The 21398-nt window shown below is 67.0% G+C and carries 15 protein-coding genes; 11 read left to right on the top strand and 4 right to left on the bottom strand.

All coding sequences use genetic code 11. The features are described from left to right. The first annotated feature begins 132 nt into the window (after positions 1-132). The 8 genes from BN1313_RS16965 (at position 133) to cobA (ending at position 11591) form a co-directional block, all read left to right on the top strand. Positions 133-711, top strand: coding sequence for an ANTAR domain-containing response regulator (locus BN1313_RS16965; protein ID WP_091737743.1), 579 nt, complete (start codon positions 133-135; stop codon positions 709-711). Then, a complete protein-coding gene (locus BN1313_RS05910) occupies positions 708-1955 on the top strand; it encodes a CmpA/NrtA family ABC transporter substrate-binding protein (protein ID WP_091737740.1) in 1248 nt (415 codons plus the stop codon). Before BN1313_RS16965 ends, BN1313_RS05910 begins: the two co-directional genes overlap by 4 nt. 252 nt (positions 1956-2207) lie before the next feature. Further along, on the top strand, positions 2208-3461 hold the full coding sequence (locus BN1313_RS05905; protein ID WP_091737738.1) for an alginate export family protein: 1254 nt from the start codon (positions 2208-2210) through the stop codon (positions 3459-3461). Positions 3462-3683: 222 nt separating this feature from the next. Continuing rightward, positions 3684-4907, top strand: coding sequence for a nitrate/nitrite transporter (locus tag BN1313_RS05900; RefSeq protein WP_091737735.1), 1224 nt, complete (start codon positions 3684-3686; stop codon positions 4905-4907). A gap of 13 nt (positions 4908-4920) precedes the next feature. Further along, positions 4921-7374 carry a nitrite reductase large subunit NirB gene (gene nirB / locus BN1313_RS05895; protein WP_091737732.1) on the top strand — a complete coding sequence of 818 codons (2454 nt, stop codon included), beginning with the start codon at positions 4921-4923 and terminating at the stop codon, positions 7372-7374. Beyond that, positions 7371-7703: a nitrite reductase small subunit NirD gene (nirD, locus tag BN1313_RS05890; protein ID WP_091737729.1), complete on the top strand. Its 333-nt coding sequence runs from the start codon at positions 7371-7373 to the stop codon at positions 7701-7703. Before nirB ends, nirD begins: the two co-directional genes overlap by 4 nt. Before the next feature lie 2 nt (positions 7704-7705). Then, positions 7706-10351 (top strand): nitrate reductase, encoded by a 2646-nt coding sequence (locus BN1313_RS05885; protein ID WP_091737727.1) that lies wholly within the window; start codon positions 7706-7708, stop codon positions 10349-10351. Then, a complete protein-coding gene (gene cobA, locus BN1313_RS16710; RefSeq protein WP_091737724.1) occupies positions 10341-11591 on the top strand; it encodes a uroporphyrinogen-III C-methyltransferase in 1251 nt (416 codons plus the stop codon). Before BN1313_RS05885 ends, cobA begins: the two co-directional genes overlap by 11 nt. On the opposite strand, the gene BN1313_RS05875 is transcribed toward cobA, so the two are convergent. The 3 genes from BN1313_RS05875 to BN1313_RS05865 form a co-directional block, all read right to left on the bottom strand. Beyond that, complete coding sequence (locus BN1313_RS05875; protein WP_091737721.1) at positions 11575-12555, bottom strand: quinone oxidoreductase family protein; 981 nt, start codon at positions 12553-12555, stop codon at positions 11575-11577. The genes cobA and BN1313_RS05875 overlap by 17 nt on opposite strands. Before the next feature lie 10 nt (positions 12556-12565). Further along, positions 12566-13810 carry an MFS transporter gene (locus BN1313_RS05870; protein ID WP_091737718.1) on the bottom strand — a complete coding sequence of 415 codons (1245 nt, stop codon included), beginning with the start codon at positions 13808-13810 and terminating at the stop codon, positions 12566-12568. Between the two features lie 204 nt (positions 13811-14014). Next, positions 14015-14950, bottom strand: coding sequence for a LysR family transcriptional regulator (locus tag BN1313_RS05865; RefSeq protein WP_176695916.1), 936 nt, complete (start codon positions 14948-14950; stop codon positions 14015-14017). 553 nt (positions 14951-15503) lie between these two features. Between BN1313_RS05865 and BN1313_RS05860 the strand changes: the two genes are divergently transcribed. The 3 genes from BN1313_RS05860 to BN1313_RS05850 all read left to right on the top strand — a co-directional run bounded on the left by BN1313_RS05860 (position 15504) and on the right by BN1313_RS05850 (position 20582). Beyond that, positions 15504-16394, top strand: coding sequence for an alpha/beta fold hydrolase (locus tag BN1313_RS05860; RefSeq protein ID WP_091737712.1), 891 nt, complete (start codon positions 15504-15506; stop codon positions 16392-16394). A gap of 43 nt (positions 16395-16437) precedes the next feature. After that, entirely contained in the window at positions 16438-17817 is a 1380-nt protein-coding gene (locus BN1313_RS05855; RefSeq protein WP_091737709.1) for an aromatic ring-hydroxylating oxygenase subunit alpha, read from the top strand. Between the two features lie 335 nt (positions 17818-18152). Further along, positions 18153-20582, top strand: a complete 2430-nt coding sequence (locus tag BN1313_RS05850) for a TonB-dependent receptor (protein WP_091737705.1) — start codon at positions 18153-18155, stop codon at positions 20580-20582. Between the two features lie 147 nt (positions 20583-20729). Here BN1313_RS05850 and BN1313_RS05845 read toward each other — a convergent pair whose 3' ends face one another. Further along, entirely contained in the window at positions 20730-21353 is a 624-nt protein-coding gene (locus BN1313_RS05845) for a ferritin-like domain-containing protein (protein ID WP_176695915.1), read from the bottom strand. Positions 21354-21398: the final 45 nt, after the last annotated feature.

The following is a 21398-nucleotide window of genomic DNA, read 5'->3' as shown; positions in this document are numbered from 1 at the left end:
CTCTTCGCGATGCCGATATTCCGGAGTGTGCTCTATGGCGTGCTACGCAGGTCCGCCCAGACATCAAGAGCAGTCGCTGGCGCGAGAGTGCGCTTGGGTGTTTCGCCGCTTAGCGCTAGGGACCGATCGGACATGCGCGTTTTGATCATAGACCCTGACGAGGCGCGGGCGGCGCTGGTGGCCCAAGGGCTGCTGGGCATCGAACCCCTCGACGTCGAGCGAATCTCCGCCTTCGACGAGGCTGCGGCGCTCCGGTTTGCGCCGGATGTGATCGTCATCGCCAGCGAAAGCCCGGACCGCGACACCCTGGAATCCCTGCGCGACGCCAACGCCCACAATCCCCGGCCGGTGGTGATGTTCGTCGACCGCTCGGCCCCGGGCCTCGCGGAGGCGGCGGTCGAAGCCGGCGTCGCCGCCTATGTGGTCGATGGCCTCCAGGAGGCGCGCGTGCGGCCGGTGCTCGAAGTGGCCATGAGCCGGTTCTCCCTGATGCAACGCCTGCGCGCCGATCTGGAAAAGGCCCAGGCGGACCTGGCGGCGCGCAAGACCATCGAACGCGCCAAGGGCTTGCTGATGAAGGAACGCGGCATGGACGAAGAGCAGGCGTTCAAGCTGCTGCGCAAGTTGGCCATGGACACCGGCCGGCCGCTCGGCGCCGTCGCCAGCGACCTCCTGGCGTTCGCTGGCGTGTTGAAGGGCAAGGCCGAATGAACGGGCTCGAACGCAACGACCTGCGTCTGGGATTCATCCCCTTGAACGATGCGGCTCCCCTCGTGGTGGCCAAGGAGCTCGGCCTGTTCGAGGCGGAGGGCCTGCGCGTCGAGTTGTCGCGTGAAGCATCCTGGGCCAATATCCGCGACAAGGTGGCGGTCGGCGCTCTGGACGGCGGCCACATGCTGGCGCCTATGACGCTGGCGGCCTCCATCGGCGTCGGCGGCGAGCGAACGCCGATGACCGTGCCGCTGTCGCTGAACCTGAACGGCAGCGCAGTGACCGTCTCGACGGCCCTGGCGGAGGCCATGCGTGCCGTCGACCCCGAAGGCATGGCGGAGCGGCCTCGCACCGCGCGGCCTCTGGCCCGGCTGATCGCATCGCGTCGCGCCTTCAGCGAGCGGCCGCTGACCTTCGCGGTCGTCTTTCCCTATTCGATGCACGCCTATGAGTTGCGCTACTGGTTGGCCGCGGCCGGAGTCGATCCCGACCACGACATCCGCCTGGTGGTGGTGCCGCCCCCGCGCATGGGCGAGCGGCTGAAGGCTGGCGATATCGATGGCTTCTGCGTCGCCGCCCCATGGAATGCGCTATCCGTCAGCCAGGGCGACGGCGAGATTGTCGTCTACGCCTCGGACATCTGGCGGATGGGTCCGGACAAGGTGTTCGGCGTGACCCGCGGTTGGGCTGAGGCCAATCCCGAGGCCTTGCAGGCCGTGGTTCGCGCCCTGCTTAAGGCCGCGGCCTGGGCCGACGCGCCAGAGAACCGCGCCCAGGTTGCGACTTTGCTGGCCGGCTCGGCCTACGTCGATGTGGCCGAGGCGGTCGTCCGCCAGTCCCTGATCGGCTCGCCCCCCTATGCCCCTGGCGAGGACGGACCGGCCAGCCAGGACTACCTGGTGTTCAACCGCTACGCCGCGAGCTTCCCGTGGCGCAGCCATGCCCTGTGGTTCCTGACGCAGATGCGACGCTGGGGCCAGATCGGGCCGGAAGTCGATATTCGCGCCGTCGCCGACAGCGTCTATCGTCCCGATCTCTTCCGCCGCGCCGCCGCCGCACTCGGACAGTCGGCGCCGCTGGTGGACCTGAAGGCCGAGGGCGGGCACGAAGCGCCCTGGGAGCTGGATCTCGCGACGACGGCTATCCCCATGGCGCCGGACGCCTTCCTCGACGGTCGGATCTTCGATCCGCGGCAGCCGGAGCGTTACATCCAGGGCTTCCCGATCTCGCGCCTGGGTCGCTGAGCGCCTGATAATTAAGCGCGGCGCGAGCTAATGGCGCCGCTTCCTTAGTCCGCAGAACGCCGTTCAGCCGGCGAGGGCGGCCCCGCGTTGCGTCGGCCGCTGCGGCGCCACGTGTTGTCGGCGACCACGTGGGGCGACGATGTCCCGCGTACTGGCGCGGGCGACGAAGCCTTGCGCCGCTGGAATCGGACAATGACGTCCGGATGGGGTTCGCACCCCGTCCGGGCGTCATTTTTTTTGGCTCGGAGATCCATGAACAAGACGTTTGCCGCGCTCATCGCCATCGGCGCCTTCAGCGCACCCGCCCTAGCCTTGGCCCAGGCCGCCGGGCATCCGATCCTCGGGGCGCGATTGCGCTACGAAGGCGTCGACCAGGCCAATTTTCCGCGCGACGCTCAGGCTTTGACGCTGCGCACGACGCTAGGCTGGGAGACGACGTCCTGGCGTGGAGTGACAGGCCTGGTCGAGGTCGAAGACGTCCGCGCCCTCGTCGGCCGCTATGCGGTCAACGCCCCGGGCGCGACGACGCCACCGTTGAATGGCGCCGGCAAGGCGCGCTTCCCGGTAGTCAACGATCCGCAAGGGACTGAACTCAATCGCCTGCAGGTGACCTGGACGGCGGGGCCGCCGCTTACCGCCACCCTGGGTCGCCAGCGCATCGCCTTCGACGACCAGCGGTTCATCGGCGCCGTCGCCTGGCGTCAGGACGAGCAGACCTTTGACGCCGCTCGCGCAGACATTGCATTTGGGCCCCTGAAGGCCACCTACGCCTATCTCGACCGCGTCAATCGCGTACTGGGCGAAGCGCGTGACTGGCGCTCGGACAGTCACCTTGTGACGGCCGCGCTGCCCATCTCGCCGCACCTGCGCGTCCAGGCCTTCGTGTATGCGTTGGAATTCGAGAACGCTGCGGCCAACAGTTCTCTGACGCGCGGATTGAAGGCGTCCGGTCAGGCCGGCATCGCCAGATTGAGCCTCGCCTACGAGATGACCTACGCCAGACAGCGCGACTGGCGAAACGCGCCGACCCGGTTCGACCTCGACTTCTGGTCAGGAGCGCTAAGCGCCACCAATGACATCTATACGATGCGGCTCGGCTACGAACACCTGGCGGGCAATGGGACCCGGGGCTTCACCATGCCGCTGTCGACCGCCCACAACTTCAACGGATGGGCCGACGCCTTCATCCAGCCGCTGGGGGCGAACAAGGGGTTCGCCGACGGTCTGGAGGATCTGAACCTCAGCCTTAACGTCCGCCCTCGCCTGCGCCTGCCTCACCTCTCGAAGATCGACCTGATCCTTCGACATCACGACTTCAAGGCGCAACAGACCGGCGCGCGCCTCGGCCGCGAGTGGGACCTCCAGGCCCAGGCCGCCGTCACGCCCCACCTGACCGCGGCGATGAAATTCGCGGACTTCCGGCGGGCCAAGGCGGTCCGGGCCGGCGCTACGCCAGCGCCGGCCTCCCGCGCGAAGCTCTGGCTCACCCTCGAGTATCGCCTCTGACGCTCATAATTCGGGCGCCGGCCGCGAAACCGGCGCCCAAACATCTCGCATGGCGCAGCGTAAGGCGCCGCAGCCGTCCGCCGCACGCGACAGCGCCGACATTACAGATGAGGGTGCGATCAGGCCCAGGACAACGGCGTTCGCGGTTCTAGCGCAGCTCAATGACGAGCCGCAGCACCCAGGCGACGCCGCCAGCTCCATTTTATCCAAGGGTCTTTCCCCATGGTCAGCCGTTCCTTTCTCAAGGCAGGTCACACCCCGACTCTGCTCTCCGCCTTCCTCTATTTCGACCTCTCCTTCATGGTCTGGGTATTGCTGGGCCCACTGGGCGTGGCGATCGCCAAGGACCTGGGGCTCGACCCCGCGCAGAAGGGGCTGATGGTCGCCCTGCCGGTCCTCTCCGGCGCCCTGCTGCGGCTCGTGGCGGGCGTCGCCGTCGATCACATCGGCCCGAAGACCACTGGCGCGATCGGCCAGTTGCTGGTGATTGCGGGCCTTGCCCTGGCCTGGTTCCTGGGCGTCCACGACTACGCCCATGTGCTGGTCCTCGGGGTCCTGCTTGGCGTTGCGGGCGCATCCTTCGCCGTGGCCTTGCCTTTGGCGTCGCGCTGGTATCCGCCGGAGCATCAGGGCCTGGCCCTGGGGATCGCCGGGGCCGGCAACTCCGGCACCGCTCTGGCGGCCCTGTTCGCACCTGGCCTGGCCCAGGTCTTCGGCTGGAACGCCGTGATCGGCCTGGCCGCCCTGCCCCTGAGCGTCGCCTTTGTCATCTACATGGTCTTCGCCAAGGACGCGCCGAACCGCCCGCCGCCCAAGCGCCTCGCCGAATACCTGGACGTGCTGAAGGCCGCGGACGCTTGGTGGCTGATGTGCCTCTACGGGGTGACCTTCGGCGGGTTCGTCGGCCTTTCCTCATCGCTCACCATCTACTTCAATTCGGAGTACGGCCTGAGCGCCGTGACCGCGGGCTTCTTCACCTCGGCCTGCGTTTTCGCCGGATCCTTCGTGCGCCCGGTGGGGGGCGCCCTGGCCGATCGACTCGGCGGGGTTCGCACTCTCAGCGTGGTCTATGTGCTGGCCGCCTTCGGCCTCGCCCTGGCCAGCTTCCACCAGTCCAGCCCTTGGATCGCCCTGGCCGTCATCATGTTCGCCATGATGGCCCTTGGCGCGGGCAACGGCGCGGTCTTCCAGCTGGCGCCTCAGCGGTTCGGCAAGGAGATCGGCGTCGTCACCGGCCTGGTCGGCATGACCGGCGGGATCGGCGGCTTCTACCTGGCCTCCAGTCTCGGATGGGCCAAGCAGGCGACCGGCTCCTACCAGATCGGCTTGCTGGCCTTCGCCGGCCTGGCGTTGCTGGCGCTCGCCGGCCTCACCGGGGTCAAGGCCAGATGGCGCAAGACCTGGCCCAGCGAGGCCCAACGCCTCGGCGCGACCCTGCGGCTCTGAGCGGAACGGACCCATGGAAAAGCAGAGACTCGTCGTTATCGGCAACGGCATGGCCGGCTGTCGCGCAGTTGAAGAGGTCCTGAAGCGCGAGCCAGGCCGCTTCGCCATCACGATCTTCGGCGCGGAACCCCGGGTGAACTACGACCGGATCATGCTGTCGCCGGTGCTGGCGGGAGAGAAACGGTTCGACGACATCGTCATCAACGACGAGGCCTGGTACCGCGACAACGATATCACCCTGCACGCCGGCGCCGCCGTTGAGGCGATCGATCGCGAGGCCAGGGTCGTGCGAGCTGCCGGCGGGATCACGGCCCCCTACGATCGGCTGATCCTGGCCACCGGCTCCGACCCGATCCGTCTGCCCCTCCCCGGCGCGGACCTCGCGGGCGTCGTCACCTTCCGCGATCTCGACGACGTCCAGGCCATGGTCGCCGCCGCCGACGCGGGCGGCGAGGCGGTGGTGATCGGCGGCGGGCTTCTGGGGCTTGAGGCGGCCTACGGCCTGGCCCGGCGCGGCATGAAGGCGACGGTCGTTCACCTGATGGACGTGCTGATGGAGCGCCAGCTGGACTCCGCCGCCGGCCATCTGCTGAGCGAGGCCCTGAAGGCGCGCGGCGTCGAGACGGTCCTGTCGGCCCACTCCGAGGCGGTGGTCGGCGAGGACGGCCACGTCACCGGCCTCCAGTTGAAGGACGGCCGCCGCCTGCCGTGCTCTCTCCTGGTCATGGCGGTCGGCATCCGTCCGAACCTCACCCTGGCGAAAGCCTGCGGCCTGGAGACCGGTCGCGGCGTGGTCGTCGACGACCAGATGCGGACCTCCGACCCCGCGATCTTCGCCGTGGGTGAGTGCGCCGAACATCGCGGCGTCGCCTATGGCCTGGTGGCGCCGATCTGGGAGATGTGCCGCACCCTGGGGGCGGTGCTGACCGGCGAGGAGACGGCGGCCTACACCGGCTCGCACCTCTCAACCCGCCTTAAAGTCTCAGGCGTCGACGTCTTCTCAGCCGGCCAGTTCTCTGGCGGAGACGGCTGCGAGGACATCGTCTTTCGCGACGCCGGCCGCGGCGTCTACAAGCGCCTGGTCCTGAAGGAGGGCCGCCTGGCCGGGGCGGTCATGTTCGGCGACGCCGTCGACGGCGCCTGGTACTTCGACCTGATCAAGCGCGGCGAGGATGTCGCCGACCTGCGCGAGACGCTCGTTTTCGGCCAGGCGATCACGGAGGGCCTTCGGGGCCTAGACCCTAGCGCGGCCGTGGCGGCGATGGCCGACACGGCGGAAATCTGCGGCTGCAACGGCGTCTGCAAGGGCGCGATCACCACCGCGATCGAGGCTGGCGTTCAGACCCTGGAGGGCGTGCGCGCGGTGACCAAGGCTTCGGCCTCCTGCGGGTCTTGCACGCCGCTCGTCGAACAGTTGCTGAAGTTGACCCTGGGCTCGGCGTTCAAGGCCGAGACCGGCCCGAAGTCGCTCTGCAAGTGTACGGAGCATGGCCACAGCCACGTCCGGACGCGGATTGTCGCCGAGGGGCTGAAGTCGATGCCCGCGGTGATGCAGGCCCTGGAATGGAACACCCCGGATGGTTGCCCCACCTGCCGGCCGGCGCTGAACTACTACCTGATCTGCGCCTGGCCGGGCGACTACGCCGACGACAAGCAGAGCCGGTTCATCAACGAACGGGTCCACGCCAACATCCAGAAGGACGGCACCTACTCCGTGGTCCCACGGATGTGGGGCGGGGTCACCTCCGCGGCCGAACTGCGCGCCATCGCCGACGTGGCGGACAAGTTCCAGATTCCGATGGTCAAGATGACCGGCGGTCAGAGGATCGACCTGCTCGGCGTACGCAAAGACGACCTGCCCGCCGTCTGGGCCGACCTCAACGCCGCCGGCATGGTCTCCGGCCACGCCTACGGCAAGTCGCTGCGCACAGTGAAGACCTGCGTCGGCTCCGAATGGTGCCGCTTCGGGACGCAGGATTCCACGGGCCTCGGCGTCCGGCTCGAGAAGTTCATGTGGGGATCTTGGACGCCGGCGAAGGTCAAGCTCGCCGTCTCGGGCTGCCCGCGCAACTGCGCGGAGGCGACCTGCAAGGACATCGGCGTGGTTTGCGTCGACAGCGGCTACGAGATTCATGTGGGCGGCGCCGCCGGCCTGCATATCCGCGGCACGGAGTTGCTGACCCGTGTCGCCACCGAGGACGAGGCGATCTGGGCGATCTGCGCGATCACCCAATTCTACCGCGAAGACGCCTGGTACCTGGAGCGCATCTACAAGTGGATGGACCGGATCGGCCTCGACGCCATCCGCGCCGCCGTCGAAGACGGCGCGCAGCGCCGCGCCCTCTACGACCGCTTCGCCTACGCCCAGCGCTTCCACCGCATCGATCCCTGGGCCGAGCGGGTCGCCGGCCGCCACGCCGAAGAGTTCACGCCCCTGGCCCGCAGCATGGAGTTCGCCCAGCCATGAGCGCTTCGCTTCTTGAGACCCGCTGGATTGATGTCGGCGCGGTGAGCGACGTGCCGCGACGCGGCGCGCGGCGCGTGGCCACGCCGATCGGCGACATCGCTGTCTTTCGCACCGGGGACGGCGATGTCTTCGCCCTGCGCGACCAGTGCCCGCACAAGCAGGGCCCGCTGAGCCAGGGCATCGTCCATGGCCGTAGCGTCACCTGCCCCCTGCACGCCTGGGCCATCGACCTTGCCACCGGCGAACCCGTCGGCGCCGACGCCGGCAAGGGTTGCGCGCCGGTGATCGGCGTCCGGGTGGAAGACGGTCGGATCTGGCTGGCGGCGTGACGATGACCCAGCCTGCGACCCTGGCGACCACCTGTCCCTACTGCGGGGTCGGCTGCGGCGTCACGGCTTCGGCGGCGGCCGGGCGCCAGGTCGACATCGCCGGCGATCCGGCGCACCCGGCCAACTACGGCCGGCTTTGCTCCAAGGGCGCAGCCCTGGCCCGCACCGTAGGATTGGACGGTCGCCTGCTGCAGCCGATGATCGGCCGCCGCGGCGCGAGCTGGGCCAGGGCCGCGAGCCTGGTCGCCCGCACCTTCGCCCGGACCATCGCCCGCCATGGGCCCGACAGCGTCGCTTTCTACGTCTCGGGCCAGCTGCTCACCGAGGACTACTACGCCGCCAACAAGCTGATGAAGGGCTTCATCGGCTCCGGCAATATCGACACCAATTCGCGGCTGTGCATGGCCAGCGCCGTCGCCGCCCATAAGCAGGCCTTCGGGGCCGACCTCGTGCCCGGCTGCTACGAGGACCTGGAGCTGGCCGATCTGGTGGTCTTCAGCGGTCACAACGCGGCCTGGACCCATCCTGTCCTGGTGCGCCGCATGGAGGCCGCCCGCGCCCGGGGCCAGCGCTGGGTCTGCATCGACCCACGCCGCACGGACACCGCCGAGATGTCCGACCTGCACCTGGCGATCGGCCCTCAGGCCGATGTGCGGCTGTGGAACGGCCTGCTGGCCCACCTGATCGGACACGGGGTGGTCGACCGCGCCTTCATCGTCGCCCACGTCGAAGGCTTCTCCGCCGTTGAGACCGAACTGGCCCGCGACGATCAATCGATCAGCGCCATCGCCAGCGATTGCGGCCTGGACCCTGAGGACGTGGCGCGCTTCTACGCGCTGTTCGCCGCGACGGAACGCACGGTCACCCTGTTCTCCATGGGGTCGAACCAGTCGCAACAGGGGGTCGCCAAGGCCCTGGCGGTGATCAACGTCCACCTGGCGACGGGGCGCATCGGCAAGCCGGGCGCTGCGCCCTTCTCGATCACCGGCCAACCTAACGCTATGGGCGGCCGCGAAACCGGCGGCCTGGCGACGACCCTCGCCGCCCACATGGATTTCAGCGAGCTCGAACGTGATCGCGTGCGGCGATTCTGGTCGGCGCCACGGATGGCCGCGGGACAGGGTCTGAAGGCCGTCGAGATGTTCGACGCCGTGCGGGACGGCCGCATCAAGGCGATCTGGATCATGGCCACCAACCCGGCGGTTTCCATGCCCGACACCGCGTCGGTCCGCGCCGCCTTGCGGGACTGTCCCTTTGTCGTCGTTTCCGAGGCGATGGCCCAGACGGACACCACCGCCTTGGCCCATGTCCTGCTTCCCGCCCTCGCGTGGGGTGAGCGCAACGGGGTGGTCACCAACTCGGAGCGGCGCGTCTCCCGCCAGCGGCCGATCTTCCCCGCCCCGGGCGAAGCCCGCGCCGATTGGGCGATCATCGCCGACGTGGCCACGCGAATGGGTCACGCCGACGCGTTTTCCTGGCGCGCCTCCGCCGAGGTCTTTCGCGAATACGCCCGGCTCACCGCCTTCGAGAACGAGGGCGAGCGGCTGTTGAACCTGGCCGGTCTTATCGATGCCGACTACGACCAGTTGCCCCCGGTGCAGTGGCCCGTCACGTCCGAAGGGGGAACCGCGCGCCTGTTCACTGAGGGTCGGTTCCAGACGCCGGACGGGCGCGCCCGCATGGTTCCGGTTGCGCCCAAGCCGCCCGCGGAGGCGGTCGATCCGAGTTTCCCGCTATGGCTGAACACGGGCCGGGTCCGCGACCAGTGGCACACCATGACACGCACCGCCCTGGCCCCTGAACTCAACCGCCACGCGCCCGAACCCTATGTCGAAATCCACCCGGACGACGCCGCCCGCGCGGGCCTGAGCGAAGGCATGCTGGCCCGCGTGCGCACCGCCCGCGGCGAGGCCGTGGCGGTCGCCAAGATCACCGATCGACAACGGCCGGGCGGCCTCTTCATGCCCATGCATTGGACCGACGCCCTGGCTCCACAGGGCCGGTCGAACGACCTGATCGCGCCGCACCGCGACGCCGTTTCAGGCCAGCCCGAGTTCAAGCACACGCCGGCGCGCCTGACCGCGTGGCGCGACGTCTGGCGCGGCGTCTTCCTGTCGCGCAGCCGCGCCGATCGTCCGGCGGGCCCGGGTCTCGTCTGGCGGCGCACGGTGCGCGAGGCCTGCCACCAGCACGAGTTCGCCGGCCGCGGCGACGAGGTCGAGCGCGCCTTCACCGCGAGGGCGCTGAGCGCCGGCGCCCGAGGCGACATGCTGAGCTTGGATGATCCCGCCACAGGGACCTATCGCCGGGCCTGGATTGACGGCGATCGACTGCAGCAGGTGCTGTTCATCACGCACGGGCGCCTGCCGCCCCGCGACTGGCTGATCGACCTGTTCGCCGTGGACAGTCTGACGGCCCACGATCGCGCCGCGCTCCTCGTGGGGCGGCCCATGGGCGCCGTCGAAGACCGCGGCGTCACGGTTTGCGCCTGCTTCGGTGTCGGCGAGCGGGCCATCGCCGCCGCCGCGGCGGCCGGGTCACGCAGCGTCGAGGCGATCGGGACGGCCACTCGCGCCGGGACCAACTGCGGCTCCTGCCGCATCGAGATCAACCGCATCCTCGCCAAGGAGATCACCCATGCCGCATGAACCCGGTCGCGTGCTGCTTGTCGGCGCAGGGCCCGGTCCCGTCGACCTGATGACGGTGCGCGCCGCCCGCGCCGTCGCGGGCGCGGACGCCCTGCTCTACGACGCCCTGACCTCGCCCGAGGTGCTGGAGCTCGCGCCGGCGCGCTGCCTGCGCATCCAGACCGGCAAGCGGGCGGGCCGCGCCTCCATGCGGCAGGAGACGATCAATCGCCTGATGCTGCGGCTGGCCCGGCGCGGCCTGACGGTGGTTCGGTTGAAGGGCGGCGACCCATCCATCTTTGGCCGGGTCGGTGAAGAAAAAGCGTTCCTCGCCGCCCACGGCGTGTCGGCCGAGATCATCCCCGGCGTCACCGCCGCCAGCGCCGCGGCCGCCCAGTTCGGCTTTCCGCTGACCCACCGCGGCCAGGCGCGTCGTCTGTTGATCGCCACGGCAAGCTTGGCCGATGGCGCCCTGCCCGCCGGCGGCTGGGTCGAGGCGGCCGATCCCGAGACGACGCTCGCCCTCTATATGGGCCGCGACAGGGCGGCGGAGGCGGCGATGCGCCTGATCAGCGCGGGCCGGGCCGCCCACACCCCAGTGCTGGCGGTTGAGAACGCCGGGGCGCCCCACGCGCGTCCGATCGCCAGCACGCTTGCGGCGCTCGGCGTCGACCTTGCGGCGGCCGACGTCCAAGGCCCGGTGGTCATCATCGTCGGTGAAACGACAGCCCAGGCGCAACTCACCAGCGAGGTTCGAATGAACGACGTAACCCTCTTCGACTTCGAGCGTGATTTCGTCGACAGCCTGCGTTGCGTGCCCATGGCGGTGCGCTTCAAGCTGGATCTGGCCGAGGTGAAACTGTCATTGCGCCAGTGGAGCCGGTTCACTGTCGCCGATCGCCGTGGGCTGTTGCTCGAGCCCTGCGACGCGCCCGCGGAGATCAGCGCCTATCGCGCAGGCCTGATCGCCTTGATCGCAGAGCGCGTTGGCGAAGCCGCAAAGCCATTGCCTGAACCCGCCTGTGACCTGTGGCGTCACCCCGCCGCGACGCCAGCGGCCGTCGCGCATATGGCGGTCGACGCGGGACTGCCAGCGCCGACGCCGCTTCAATGGGCCGCGCTCAGTCCGCTGCAACGCTTCGCCCTGCTGAAGTTGACGCGGGCGGGCCACGACAATGTCAATTTCATCCCCGCCCTCAAGGAGTTCGGCCTTGCGCCGTTCGCCTGGGGCGCCGGCCGGCGCCTCAGGCGAACGGCGTGATGATCTGGCGGCCAGCGGAGCTTCGCGCTTCGATCGCCCGGTGCGCCTCGACCGCGGCGGCCAGGGGGTACGTCTGGTGTCGGGCCTTGATCTTCTGCTCCGCCAGCAGGCCGAGGATTTCCGCGCGCGCGCGATCGTGCTGGGCCACGTAGGGCATGTTCGCGCCGTTCATGAAGCCGGACAGGGTGAGATTCCTACGCAGCAGCACGCGGGGATTGATGGGCGCATCGGTGTCGCTGGCGTTGCCGTAGTTGACGACGCGGCCGCCCGGCCGAACGGCCTCGAGGGTCTCGTAGAAGACAGGACCGCCGGTCATCTCCAGCGCCAGGTCGACGCCGACGCCGTCGTTGGCTGCGATGATGGCCTTCGACCACCCCTCCTGCGTGTAGTCGATCGCCACGTCGGCCCCGAGGTCGAGGATGAGCGCCCGCTTGGCCGAAGAACTCGCCGCCGCGAAGACCCGGCCCGCGCCGTAGAGCTTGGCGAGTTGCACGGCGACAAACCCGAGGCCGCCCGCCGCGGCCGGAATGAAGACCGACTGGCCGGGCTGAAGCTGTCCGACCGTACGGACGATCAGGGAAGCGGTCACGCCGTCACTGAGGACCGCTACGGCGTCGACACTGGCGACACCGTCTGGAATGACGATGAAGGCCGCGGCCTGGCCCACGCCGAACTCCGCGTAGCCGCCGCTCGTCACCTGGCCATAGACGCGCTTGCCCAGCAGACCTTGCGCGACGCCGGCGCCCAGCGCCGCCACCACGCCAGAGACATTTGCGCCAGGCGCGTGCGGCAGGGTGATGGGTGTCGGGTAGTGACGGCCAGCGCGTTGCAGCGTTTGACCGTAGGAGACGCCGCAGGCCTCGATTCGGATCAGCAGCTCGCCGTCCGCAGGGGTCGGCGTTTCGATTTCTTCGAGGGTGAGAACCTCCGGGGCGCCCTTCTCGTGGTAGCGGACAATCTTCATCGAACTTCCTTCAGCGTATTAGTCGGGCGCGGCGCAGGTCGCGGAACAGGGCTGCATCGGCCAGCGCCGCGACGCCGATGACGGCCAAACCCCACAGGGGAGCGTCGTAGCTTTCGGTGCGCTCGCGCAGGAACGCCACGATGGGGGGCGCAAAGGCGGCCCCCAGACCGGCCATGACGATCATGCCCATCGCCCGACCGAAGCTGACCGCGCCGAATTGGCGGGCCGCCAAGGTGGCGACCGGCACCGTCATCGCGCCGCAGCCGGCCACAAGAACAACGCCCCCCAGAAGCGCCGCGAACCCGCCGGCGAACTTGAGCGCGAGGACACCGGCCACGCCGCAGGCAAGGATCGCCATCATGACGATCCGGCCGCCGAAGCGATCAATGGCGAAGCCCGCCGCGAGCTTGGTGGCCAGCGTGCAGAGACTGAAGGCCGACAAGAGCGCCGCCGCGTCCTGGGTGGTGAGGCCCCGGTTCAGCGCCAGAGGGGCCATGTTGACCAGGACGCCCGAAGACATGAAGCCGCCCACCACGTAGATGCGGGCGAGACGCCAGAACACCGGCTGCACCAGGATCGCCCGGCTGGTCAGCCTGTCGGTCACGACCGTCGCGCTGGCGCGGCTGACCTCCAGCTCGCGCTCAGCGCCGCGCGCGCCAGCCGGCCTGTCGCGCAGGCCCAGGAAGGCGATGGGCGCGCAAAGGCAGGCGAGCGTCGCGGCGATCACCAGGAACAGGGCGCGCCAGCCCAGGATCGGTATGGCCAGCGCCAGAATGGGCGGCAGGACGGCGCCGGCGACGGTCAAGCCCATCGCGCTCAGGCCGATCGCCAGGCCGCGACGCCGGTCAAACCAGCGCGAGACCAGCACCTGTGACGGCAGGGACCCGGCGATCACCATCGAGACCGGCGCGATGGTGGCGAAGAGGGCGATCAGCTGAACGGCGTTGGTCACCAGCGCGGCCAGGCCGAACAGCCCCGCCACGCCGAGCAGGCCCAGGACCATCATGATCCGCACGGACAACCGATCCGCCGCGGCGCCGGCCGCCGGCGCCAGAAGGCAAAACAGGCCGCCGGAGACGGTGTAGCAAAGCGCAAGCGTGCTTACCGGCGCCGCAAGGTCCCGCGACCAGGCCGGGATGTAGAGCGACAGGCAGTTGATCGCCACGCCGAAGCTTGCCGCCTGGCACAGGGCCGTGACGGCGACGATGTTCCAGCCATAGTAATAGGCCGCCCCGGGGGACGCTGACACTGTCATCCTAAAGTCTCGTTCCGCGATTGGACGGGATGACGCTGCTATTCAGATGTTAAGAGCGCTTCAGGCCAGTAAACCAGGGCGCATCGTTCCGACGTCACAGATATACTGATGTCTTAATCGGACGATATATGTCAACTACATTTGGATCATCTATAGTATCCATAGTCAGGTATCCAGAATTCCGATATCCTGATTCTTCTGTTACTAGGGCCGATTAGCGCGATTGTACCAGTAGTCTGGCGCCGCGACGGCCTCGCGAATGACCGACTTCAACCACTGCACGCCGGAGTCCGACATCCGCACCGTGTGGTGCTGAAGCACGATCTGCAGCGGCTTGAGATAGAAGGGCAGCGGCGCGGACGTTAGCGGCAGAGTCGAGGTGTAGAAGTTGGCCAGGGCCTTATTGACCAGCGCCACGCGCTCCGTCTCGATGAGGAACTTCGGGATCGCAATGAACGACGGCGTCACCAGCTCGATCTTCTGCTTGTAGGGGAACCGATGAAGCTGCATCTCGCCAAAGGAGAGCGCGCGGCGTTTGCCAAACCGGCCGACGACGCGGCCGATATCGAAGAAGTCCTCTGTCGAGATCGGCTCCTGCAGGATCCTGTTGGTCCGGCAGCCGATGATGACGTGCGATTCTTCGGCCAGGAATTCAAAGGGATGTAGCGGCGACAAGGCGTGCTCGGAGACGATGCTGATGTCGATGCTGCCGTTCTCGATCATCTCGGGCGCCATCCCGTCCGGCGCGATGATGTCGAGCATCACCGCTGGCGCGGCCTTGGCGACCATGGCCGCCACCTGCGGCAGCAGCAACTCGGTCATGTAGTCCGACACCGCGAGCTTGAAGGTCCGCCGCGAGGTCGTCGGATCGAAGGCGTTGCCGGTGTCCACCGTCGCCTCGATCTGCAGCATCAGTTGATGGACCGGCTCCACAATGCTTTCGGCGAAGGCCGTCAGGACCAGCCGACGGCCCAGCGGCACCAGCAGCTCATCCTGGAAATGATCCCTGAGGCGCGCCAGCGCGCCGCTCATCGCCGACTGGCTGAGAAATATCCGTCTGGCCGCCACCGAGACGTTCATCTCCGTCAGCAGGGCGTCGAGCGCGACGAGGAGGTTTAGATCAAGCCCCTTGAATCTCACCGACGCCTCCTTGGTCCATGCCCGGCCGGCTGACCGGTCACCCCGGTCGCTTGCCGCAGAAGCGGCAAGCAGGTTGATCACAAGCAAATTCCGTACACTACACGCCATTTGGCAATGGAAATTCAATCGTCTTGATATCTCTGCGCTCGCTTTGCGTGATCACCGCTTACAATTGAGGCATGACTATTGCCATCCTCTAAATATATGCCTCGCAATCGCGATTGGAAATCGCCGAACCGTGTGCGGCGACAAGCATGATCATCTGACATCGACCTGCTCGATAGTCAGATATCCAAAACAACCATATCTCGCTTCCGAGATTCCTGTGCTTATCTGACTTCCATAGGAATAGTTAGTATAGGGACTCAATTCGCGGTTATTAACCTTATAAATTTAAGTATATGTTTGATTTATTTTGAACTTATACAGAATATCCAGCGCCCTCCGATGATGTCGGCGCCTTTCAAAGATTAGCTATCTCGACGCGCTGAGGCGCGGCGCGGCGGCGCGCCTGGCGGGACCAGCCCACGTTCGAACCCTTGGAGACCTTCAGATGGCATCGATCACCGAAGAATCGACTGCGAGAGACGTGCGGACCCGGAAATGGAAGCTGCACTATAACGAAGCCGGATCGGGCTATCCCGTCATCATGATCCACGGCTCCGGCCCCGGCGCGACCGGCTGGAACAACTTTGCGCCCAATATCCAGGGGTTGGCCGGCAAGTACCGGGTCATCGCCATCGATCTGCCCGGCTGGGGCGGCTCTGACGAAATGGATCCGACGATCGAGAACCGCAACCTGGCCAACGCGGAGGCGGTCAAGCTCCTGATGGACGAACTGGGCCTGGCAAAGGCCTGCCTCGTGGGCAATTCTGCGGGCGGCGTCGACACGCTGCACTTCGCGGCGAGCTATCCCGACCGGCTGTCCCACATGGTCACGACGGGGTCACCGGTGCCGACAGGCGCGCCTAACATGTTCACCCCGGCAGGCCCTCCGGAAGCGGTGCGCCACCTGCGCGCCACCTACGCCGATCCCACGCCGGAGAACTTCCGGAAGATGACGACGGCCATGGCCTTCAGCCCCGATTTCGCCAGCGACGCCTTCTGCGCCGAGCGTAGCGTCAGCGCCAGGCGCAACCCCACGCACCTGACGAACTTCCTCAAGGGCTTTCCGCACGGCAAGGCCGGGATGCCGCCCGCTGAACTGATCGCGCGGCTCTCGGCCTTCAAGGGTCCGGCGCTGGTTATGCATGGTCGCGATGACCGCGCCGTTTCCATGGAGAACACTCTGCGTCTGGTCGGGGTCATCTCCGACTCCTCGGCGCACATTTTCAACCGCTGCGGCCACTGGTCCCAACTGGAGCATCCTGCCTGGTTCAACGGCCTGGTCGACGCCTTCCTGCAGAGCCGCGGCGTGACCCCGGCGATCGCCGCGCCGGCCTGAAGCCGCGCGCCCACCTCCAATCACATCGCTACGAGGGCCAGCCATGCTCCACCGCGCCACAAGTCCATTCCGAACTCTGGTCGATCCTGAGGCCGGTCTGGTCGATCGCTCGATCTTCGCCGACCAGGACATCTACGAGATGGAGCTGGAGCGGATCTTCGCCCGCGCGTGGAATTTCATGTGCCACGAGAGCCAGATCCCGAAGGCGGGCGATTTCTTCCTGAGCTTCATCGGCGAAGAGTCGGTGATCGCGACGCGCGACAAGAAGGGCCAATTGCAGGTCCTGCTGAACTCCTGCCGCCACCGCGGCAACGCCGTGTGCCGCGCGGAAGAGGGCAACGCCCGCTCGTTCCTCTGCACCTACCATGGCTGGACCTACGGCCTGGACGGATCGCTGATCGGCGTCCCCGGCTACAAGGATTTCTACCACGAGCAGCTCGACAAGAGCCAATGGGGCCTGGTGAAGGCCGGCAAGGTCGCCAGCTACAAGGGCTTCGTCTTCGCCACCATGGATCCGGAAGCCCCGGACCTCGATGAGTACCTCGGCCCGGTCGGACGCATGGGCCTGGACCTGCTGGCCGAGAAGGGCGACCTCGTCGCTGTCGGCGGCGTCCAGAAGAACCTGATCGGCTGCAACTGGAAGCTCGCCGTCGACAACCTTTTCGACTGGTACCACCCGCAGATCAGCCACGCCTCGGCGTTCATGTCCGGCTTCCGGCCTCAACTCGAAAAGTTGAGCCCAGAAGATCAGGTTCTGGCCGCGCGCGCGGGCCTTCTGCTCGGCGGGGGCGCGCGCCAGAACCAGCGTGCGGTCCTGGGCGCCTATGGCCATGCGATCGGCGGGCCGCGCTTGACCGCCGATGAACGCGAGGCTCGCGCGCAACTGGGGGACAAGATCGAGGGGATGTCGAACGACGCCTTCCGCGAACGGCCTCAGGCAAGGAACGCTCTGGGTGAAGTCGGCCTCGACACCGCAGGTCACCCCAATATCTTTCCGAACCTCTGGATGACCGGCTACCAGCTATCGCTGCGACTGCCTCGCGGGCCTGGCGATTGCGAAATCTGGTGGTTCACCTTCGTGCCCAAGGACGAGCCCGAGGCGCGGCAAGCCGACATTGTCAGTCGCTCCAACCATGTCTTCGGCGCGGCCGGCCTGCTCGAACAGGATGACGGGGAGAACTGGGACCAGTCCACCCGCGCCATGCGCGGCGTGATCGCCCAGCGCTATCCGCTCAACTTCGCCATGGGTCTGGGCCGGACGCCGGTGACGGTGGCGCAAGGCGTCAGCTACCTCGACACCAACGTCAATGAGCATCCCCAGTTGTGGACCTATCGCGCCTGGACCGAATGGATGGACGCCGAGAGCTGGGCGGCGCTCAAGCAGAGCCATTCGCAACCACCGGTTGACGGGGCCATGATCTGAGGCGGCTCAACCCCGCGCGAACGCCAAAATGATCCCCGCCGAAGGATTCGGTTCCCTGCCGAATTAATTGGCCAATGACGACGAGACTGCGAACAGATCGCCGCGCGATCAGTCATCGATATCCGTGATACTTCCAATCCTCGGCGAATTTTCCGCCAGACCGTTAGTGACCATGTGAACCGAGGCATCCATCGATTCCATACCTGAGTATCGAATCAAACGATTTGTTCTGTATCTCAGCCTTAAATAGCCTTCTATGGCGCACAGACAAAGGTCTATTAGGACCTATCGAAATCTATACTTCGTTGTCTCGCACTGAGAATAGGGGGACTTCAATGCGTCGACACGTTTTGCTTTCGACCAGCTGCATGCTGACCTTGTCAGCCACGTTGCTCGCGCCCCTGGCGGCGCACGCCGCGGAAGAGCCGGCGGATGCAGGCGCCATCACGGAAATCGTGGTCACCGCCGAGCGCCGCGTTCAGTCGGTTCAAACGTCTTCGCTGGCGATCTCGGTCATCTCGCCAGAACAGGCCAAGCAGGCCGGCGTCGTGCAGATGCGCGACCTCATCAAGCTCGAACCCGGCGTGCAGATCGGCCAGGGCGGTCCCGCGACCCAGATCTATATTCGTGGCGTGGGCGATTTTGGCGCCTCGCCCATCACCAATCCCGCCGTGGCGACGAATATCGACGGCGTGTACGTCAGCCGCGCCAACTCCCTGGAAGGCAACTTCCACGACCTCGAACGCATCGAGGTCCTGAAGGGCCCACAAGGGACCCTCTACGGGCGCAACGCCAGCGGCGGCGCCATCAACATCATCACCGCAAAGCCACGCCTGGGCGAGGTCTCAGGCCATATGCAGGCCGAGGTCGGCAACTATCGCCTGGCCCATGTCGAGGGCGCCTTCAACGCCCCGATCGGCGACGACATCGCTGTGCGGGCGGCCTTCCAGATCGTCAGCCGCGACGGCTACGCGACCATGGGTTTTGACGACGACCACCATGAGGCGATCCGGCTGTCCGGTCTCTGGAAGCCCTCGGATGACTTCTCCCTCCGCCTGACCGTCGACCGTGAACATGTCGGCGGCGGTCGTGGGCCGGCGTATGTCTTCAAGGGCCCACCCTCGGCGGCGCTGCTCGCGGTGCTGAACGCCAATGGCGTCAGCCTGCCCACCGATCCCCGGGTCTCCTCGACGGACCCGATTTTCACCCAGCTCTACTACGCTGCGGAAGTCGTCTCCGGCCGCTGCTATACGCCGAACACCATCCCGGTCGCGTCCAACTCACAGACCACTGTGCTGGGCCCGTCCGACCGGGGTCTGTGCGCACCGGGGATGAGCGCCTTCTTTAAGCCGCCGAACATCTCCGCCGCGCGGTTGAACAACAACGACAACAACATCTCCGCCGAGCTCAACTGGAACTTCGGTCTGGCGACCCTGACGGTCATCCCCGCCTTCCGCAAAGTCCGGAACGACTATGTGACCTTCCCCTTCGTCGTCTATGACGACGCCGCCAACGGCCATCCGGAACAATCGGACACCTATTCCCTCGAGGCGCGACTGGGCGCCAGCGGCCCACGCCTGACCTGGGTGGCCGGCGCCTACTTCTACCGCGAAAACCAGAAGGCCCACGCCGGCGGCGTGCTCGCCCAGACGGTCTTCAGCGGCCACAACGAAACGATCTCGTTCTTCACCACCGAGAGCAAGGCGGTGTTCGGCCAGGCCACCTACAGCCTCACTGAGGACTTGCGGCTGATCGCCGGCGGACGTTACTCGCAGGACGACAAGACGATCGACGGCATGAACGTCGTCTACGCCGACCCGATCAGCTTTCCCTTCCGGGTGGGCGGTGTCTGCTATCAGAAGGGGCCGATCTGCACGTCCGACTTCTACGCCGGCGCGGTCAAGTTCAAGAAATTCACCTACAAGGTGGGGACGGAGTTCGACCTCACGCCCTCGAACATGCTGTTCGTCACCTATGCGACCGGCCTGAAAGCCGGCGGGTTCAACCAGCTGTCAACGGCGGGCGGCACGCGGCCCGGCAGCCCGTCCATTTACCGCCCGGAGAACCTGGCGGCCCTGGAGATCGGCGCACGCAACCGCTTCCTGGATCACCGACTGCAGGTGAACGTCGAACTATTCCGCTGGAAATACAAAGACTCCCAGCAACTCTTCACGACCATCAATGGCGTCGGCAATCCGGCGTCGGCCTACACCAACGCCGGTCAGGCCCACATGTACGGCGGCGACATCGATGTCATCGCCAAGTTCACGCCCAACGACACCCTCCATGTCGGTGTCGAGTATCTCAAGTCGACGTTCGACAAGTTCGTCTACACGACATCAGGCCTGTCGGCGGCCACCACCGGATGCAAGATCACGCCCGGCGCCCCGTTCCAGACGATCGATTGCTCCGGCAAGCCGTTGATCCGCGCCCCGAAATACTCAGGCACGGCGAGCTATACGCACAACATCGATTTCGACAACGGATCGTCCGTGGACGCGACCATATCGGCGCAATTCGCTGGCCAACGATATCTCGGGATCGACTACACCGCCGGCGTCCTGGCCAAGAGCTACGTGGCGGGCGACCTGTTCCTCACCTACCACAGCCCCGACCGGAACTGGTCGCTCGCGGGCTATGTCCGCAACTTCAACGACGCCGTGATCTACACGGGCAGCTTCACCAATCCGAACCTGCCCAGCCTCTACGTCGCCAACGTCGCGGCCCCGCGAACCTTCGGCGCGCGGCTCGATGTGAATTTCTAAAGCCTCCCCATCCGCTTCTGACTTGGCGGCGTCCCGGCGCCGCCATTTTTTGCGGCGCGGGCCGCGTACCTTCCCGACTTGGTCAATGAATTGGCGTGACTACGCGGGCGCGAACCTGAGCAGGCAGCTCGCGCTGCGCGCCGCCGCTCACCCGGCGAGTTTTCCGAGCGCTTCGGCGCATGCGCCGCATCGGCGGAGAGCCTTCGCCAGCAGCGCACCGCCGAGAATCGCCTCCGCACGCCGCTGCATCACGTCAACCCGCTCGAGCAGGTGACGCTTCGTCTCGCGCGGACGCCGGCCGAGGTTCCGCGGCACAGTGAAGGTGAGCCCTGCGTTCACGCCCGATCGTTCCGCCGTGGCCGCGCGCCGCGCAAGAGCGACGCCCATGGCGGCTGATAACTCCATCAGCTCCACGCCTGCGCGCATGAGGTGGGCCTGATCGGCGGCGCTCCCCGCGCCAAAGGCCTGGCTGAGGAGGTTCAGCATGCCGCCATAGGCGGCGTTGCCCAGATCCAGCAGGTCCGCCGCCTCAGGCTCGGTCACCCAAACGCGCTCAGCCATGTCTAGCGGGCGTCGCATCACCGGATCGTGCGCCGCGGGCCAGGCCGGCTGGAAGTCCGGCGCGGCGGCGCTCAACGCGGCCCATTCCTCCTGGATCGCAAGGAAGCGCTGGAAGTGGCTGTCCTCAATATCGCCAGAGGCGCCCTCGCCCTGCTCCTTGATCAAAGTGATCACAGCCAGCGCCTCGGCGAGGCTGGCGACGCGGGTCACGCCTGGCAGCCTGGCGCTCTCCACGTCCACCTGCCCTAGTTGTCG

The organism is Phenylobacterium immobile (ATCC 35973), assembly GCF_001375595.1.
GTDB classification, from domain to species: domain Bacteria; phylum Pseudomonadota; class Alphaproteobacteria; order Caulobacterales; family Caulobacteraceae; genus Phenylobacterium; species Phenylobacterium immobile.
Note: the sequence above shows the minus strand (reverse complement) of the source record. Positions and strands in the feature narration are given on the sequence as shown.

What these genes read in the sequence shown, in the direction of transcription:
- BN1313_RS05860 (WP_091737712.1), top strand. Translation starts at nt 15,504, where the DNA reads ATGGCATCGATCACCGAAGAATCGACTGCGAGAGACGTGCGGACCCGG.
- BN1313_RS05885 (WP_091737727.1), top strand. Translation starts at nt 7,706, where the DNA reads ATGACCCAGCCTGCGACCCTGGCGACCACCTGTCCCTACTGCGGGGTC.
- BN1313_RS16965 (WP_091737743.1), top strand. Translation starts at nt 133, where the DNA reads ATGCGCGTTTTGATCATAGACCCTGACGAGGCGCGGGCGGCGCTGGTG.
- BN1313_RS05850 (WP_091737705.1), top strand. Translation starts at nt 18,153, where the DNA reads ATGCGTCGACACGTTTTGCTTTCGACCAGCTGCATGCTGACCTTGTCA.
- cobA (WP_091737724.1), top strand. Translation starts at nt 10,341, where the DNA reads ATGCCGCATGAACCCGGTCGCGTGCTGCTTGTCGGCGCAGGGCCCGGT.
- BN1313_RS05905 (WP_091737738.1), top strand. Translation starts at nt 2,208, where the DNA reads ATGAACAAGACGTTTGCCGCGCTCATCGCCATCGGCGCCTTCAGCGCA.
- BN1313_RS05900 (WP_091737735.1), top strand. Translation starts at nt 3,684, where the DNA reads ATGGTCAGCCGTTCCTTTCTCAAGGCAGGTCACACCCCGACTCTGCTC.
- BN1313_RS05910 (WP_091737740.1), top strand. Translation starts at nt 708, where the DNA reads ATGAACGGGCTCGAACGCAACGACCTGCGTCTGGGATTCATCCCCTTG.
- nirB (WP_091737732.1), top strand. Translation starts at nt 4,921, where the DNA reads ATGGAAAAGCAGAGACTCGTCGTTATCGGCAACGGCATGGCCGGCTGT.
- BN1313_RS05875 (WP_091737721.1), bottom strand. Translation starts at nt 12,555, where the DNA reads ATGAAGATTGTCCGCTACCACGAGAAGGGCGCCCCGGAGGTTCTCACC.
- BN1313_RS05855 (WP_091737709.1), top strand. Translation starts at nt 16,438, where the DNA reads ATGCTCCACCGCGCCACAAGTCCATTCCGAACTCTGGTCGATCCTGAG.
- BN1313_RS05870 (WP_091737718.1), bottom strand. Translation starts at nt 13,810, where the DNA reads ATGACAGTGTCAGCGTCCCCCGGGGCGGCCTATTACTATGGCTGGAAC.
- nirD (WP_091737729.1), top strand. Translation starts at nt 7,371, where the DNA reads ATGAGCGCTTCGCTTCTTGAGACCCGCTGGATTGATGTCGGCGCGGTG.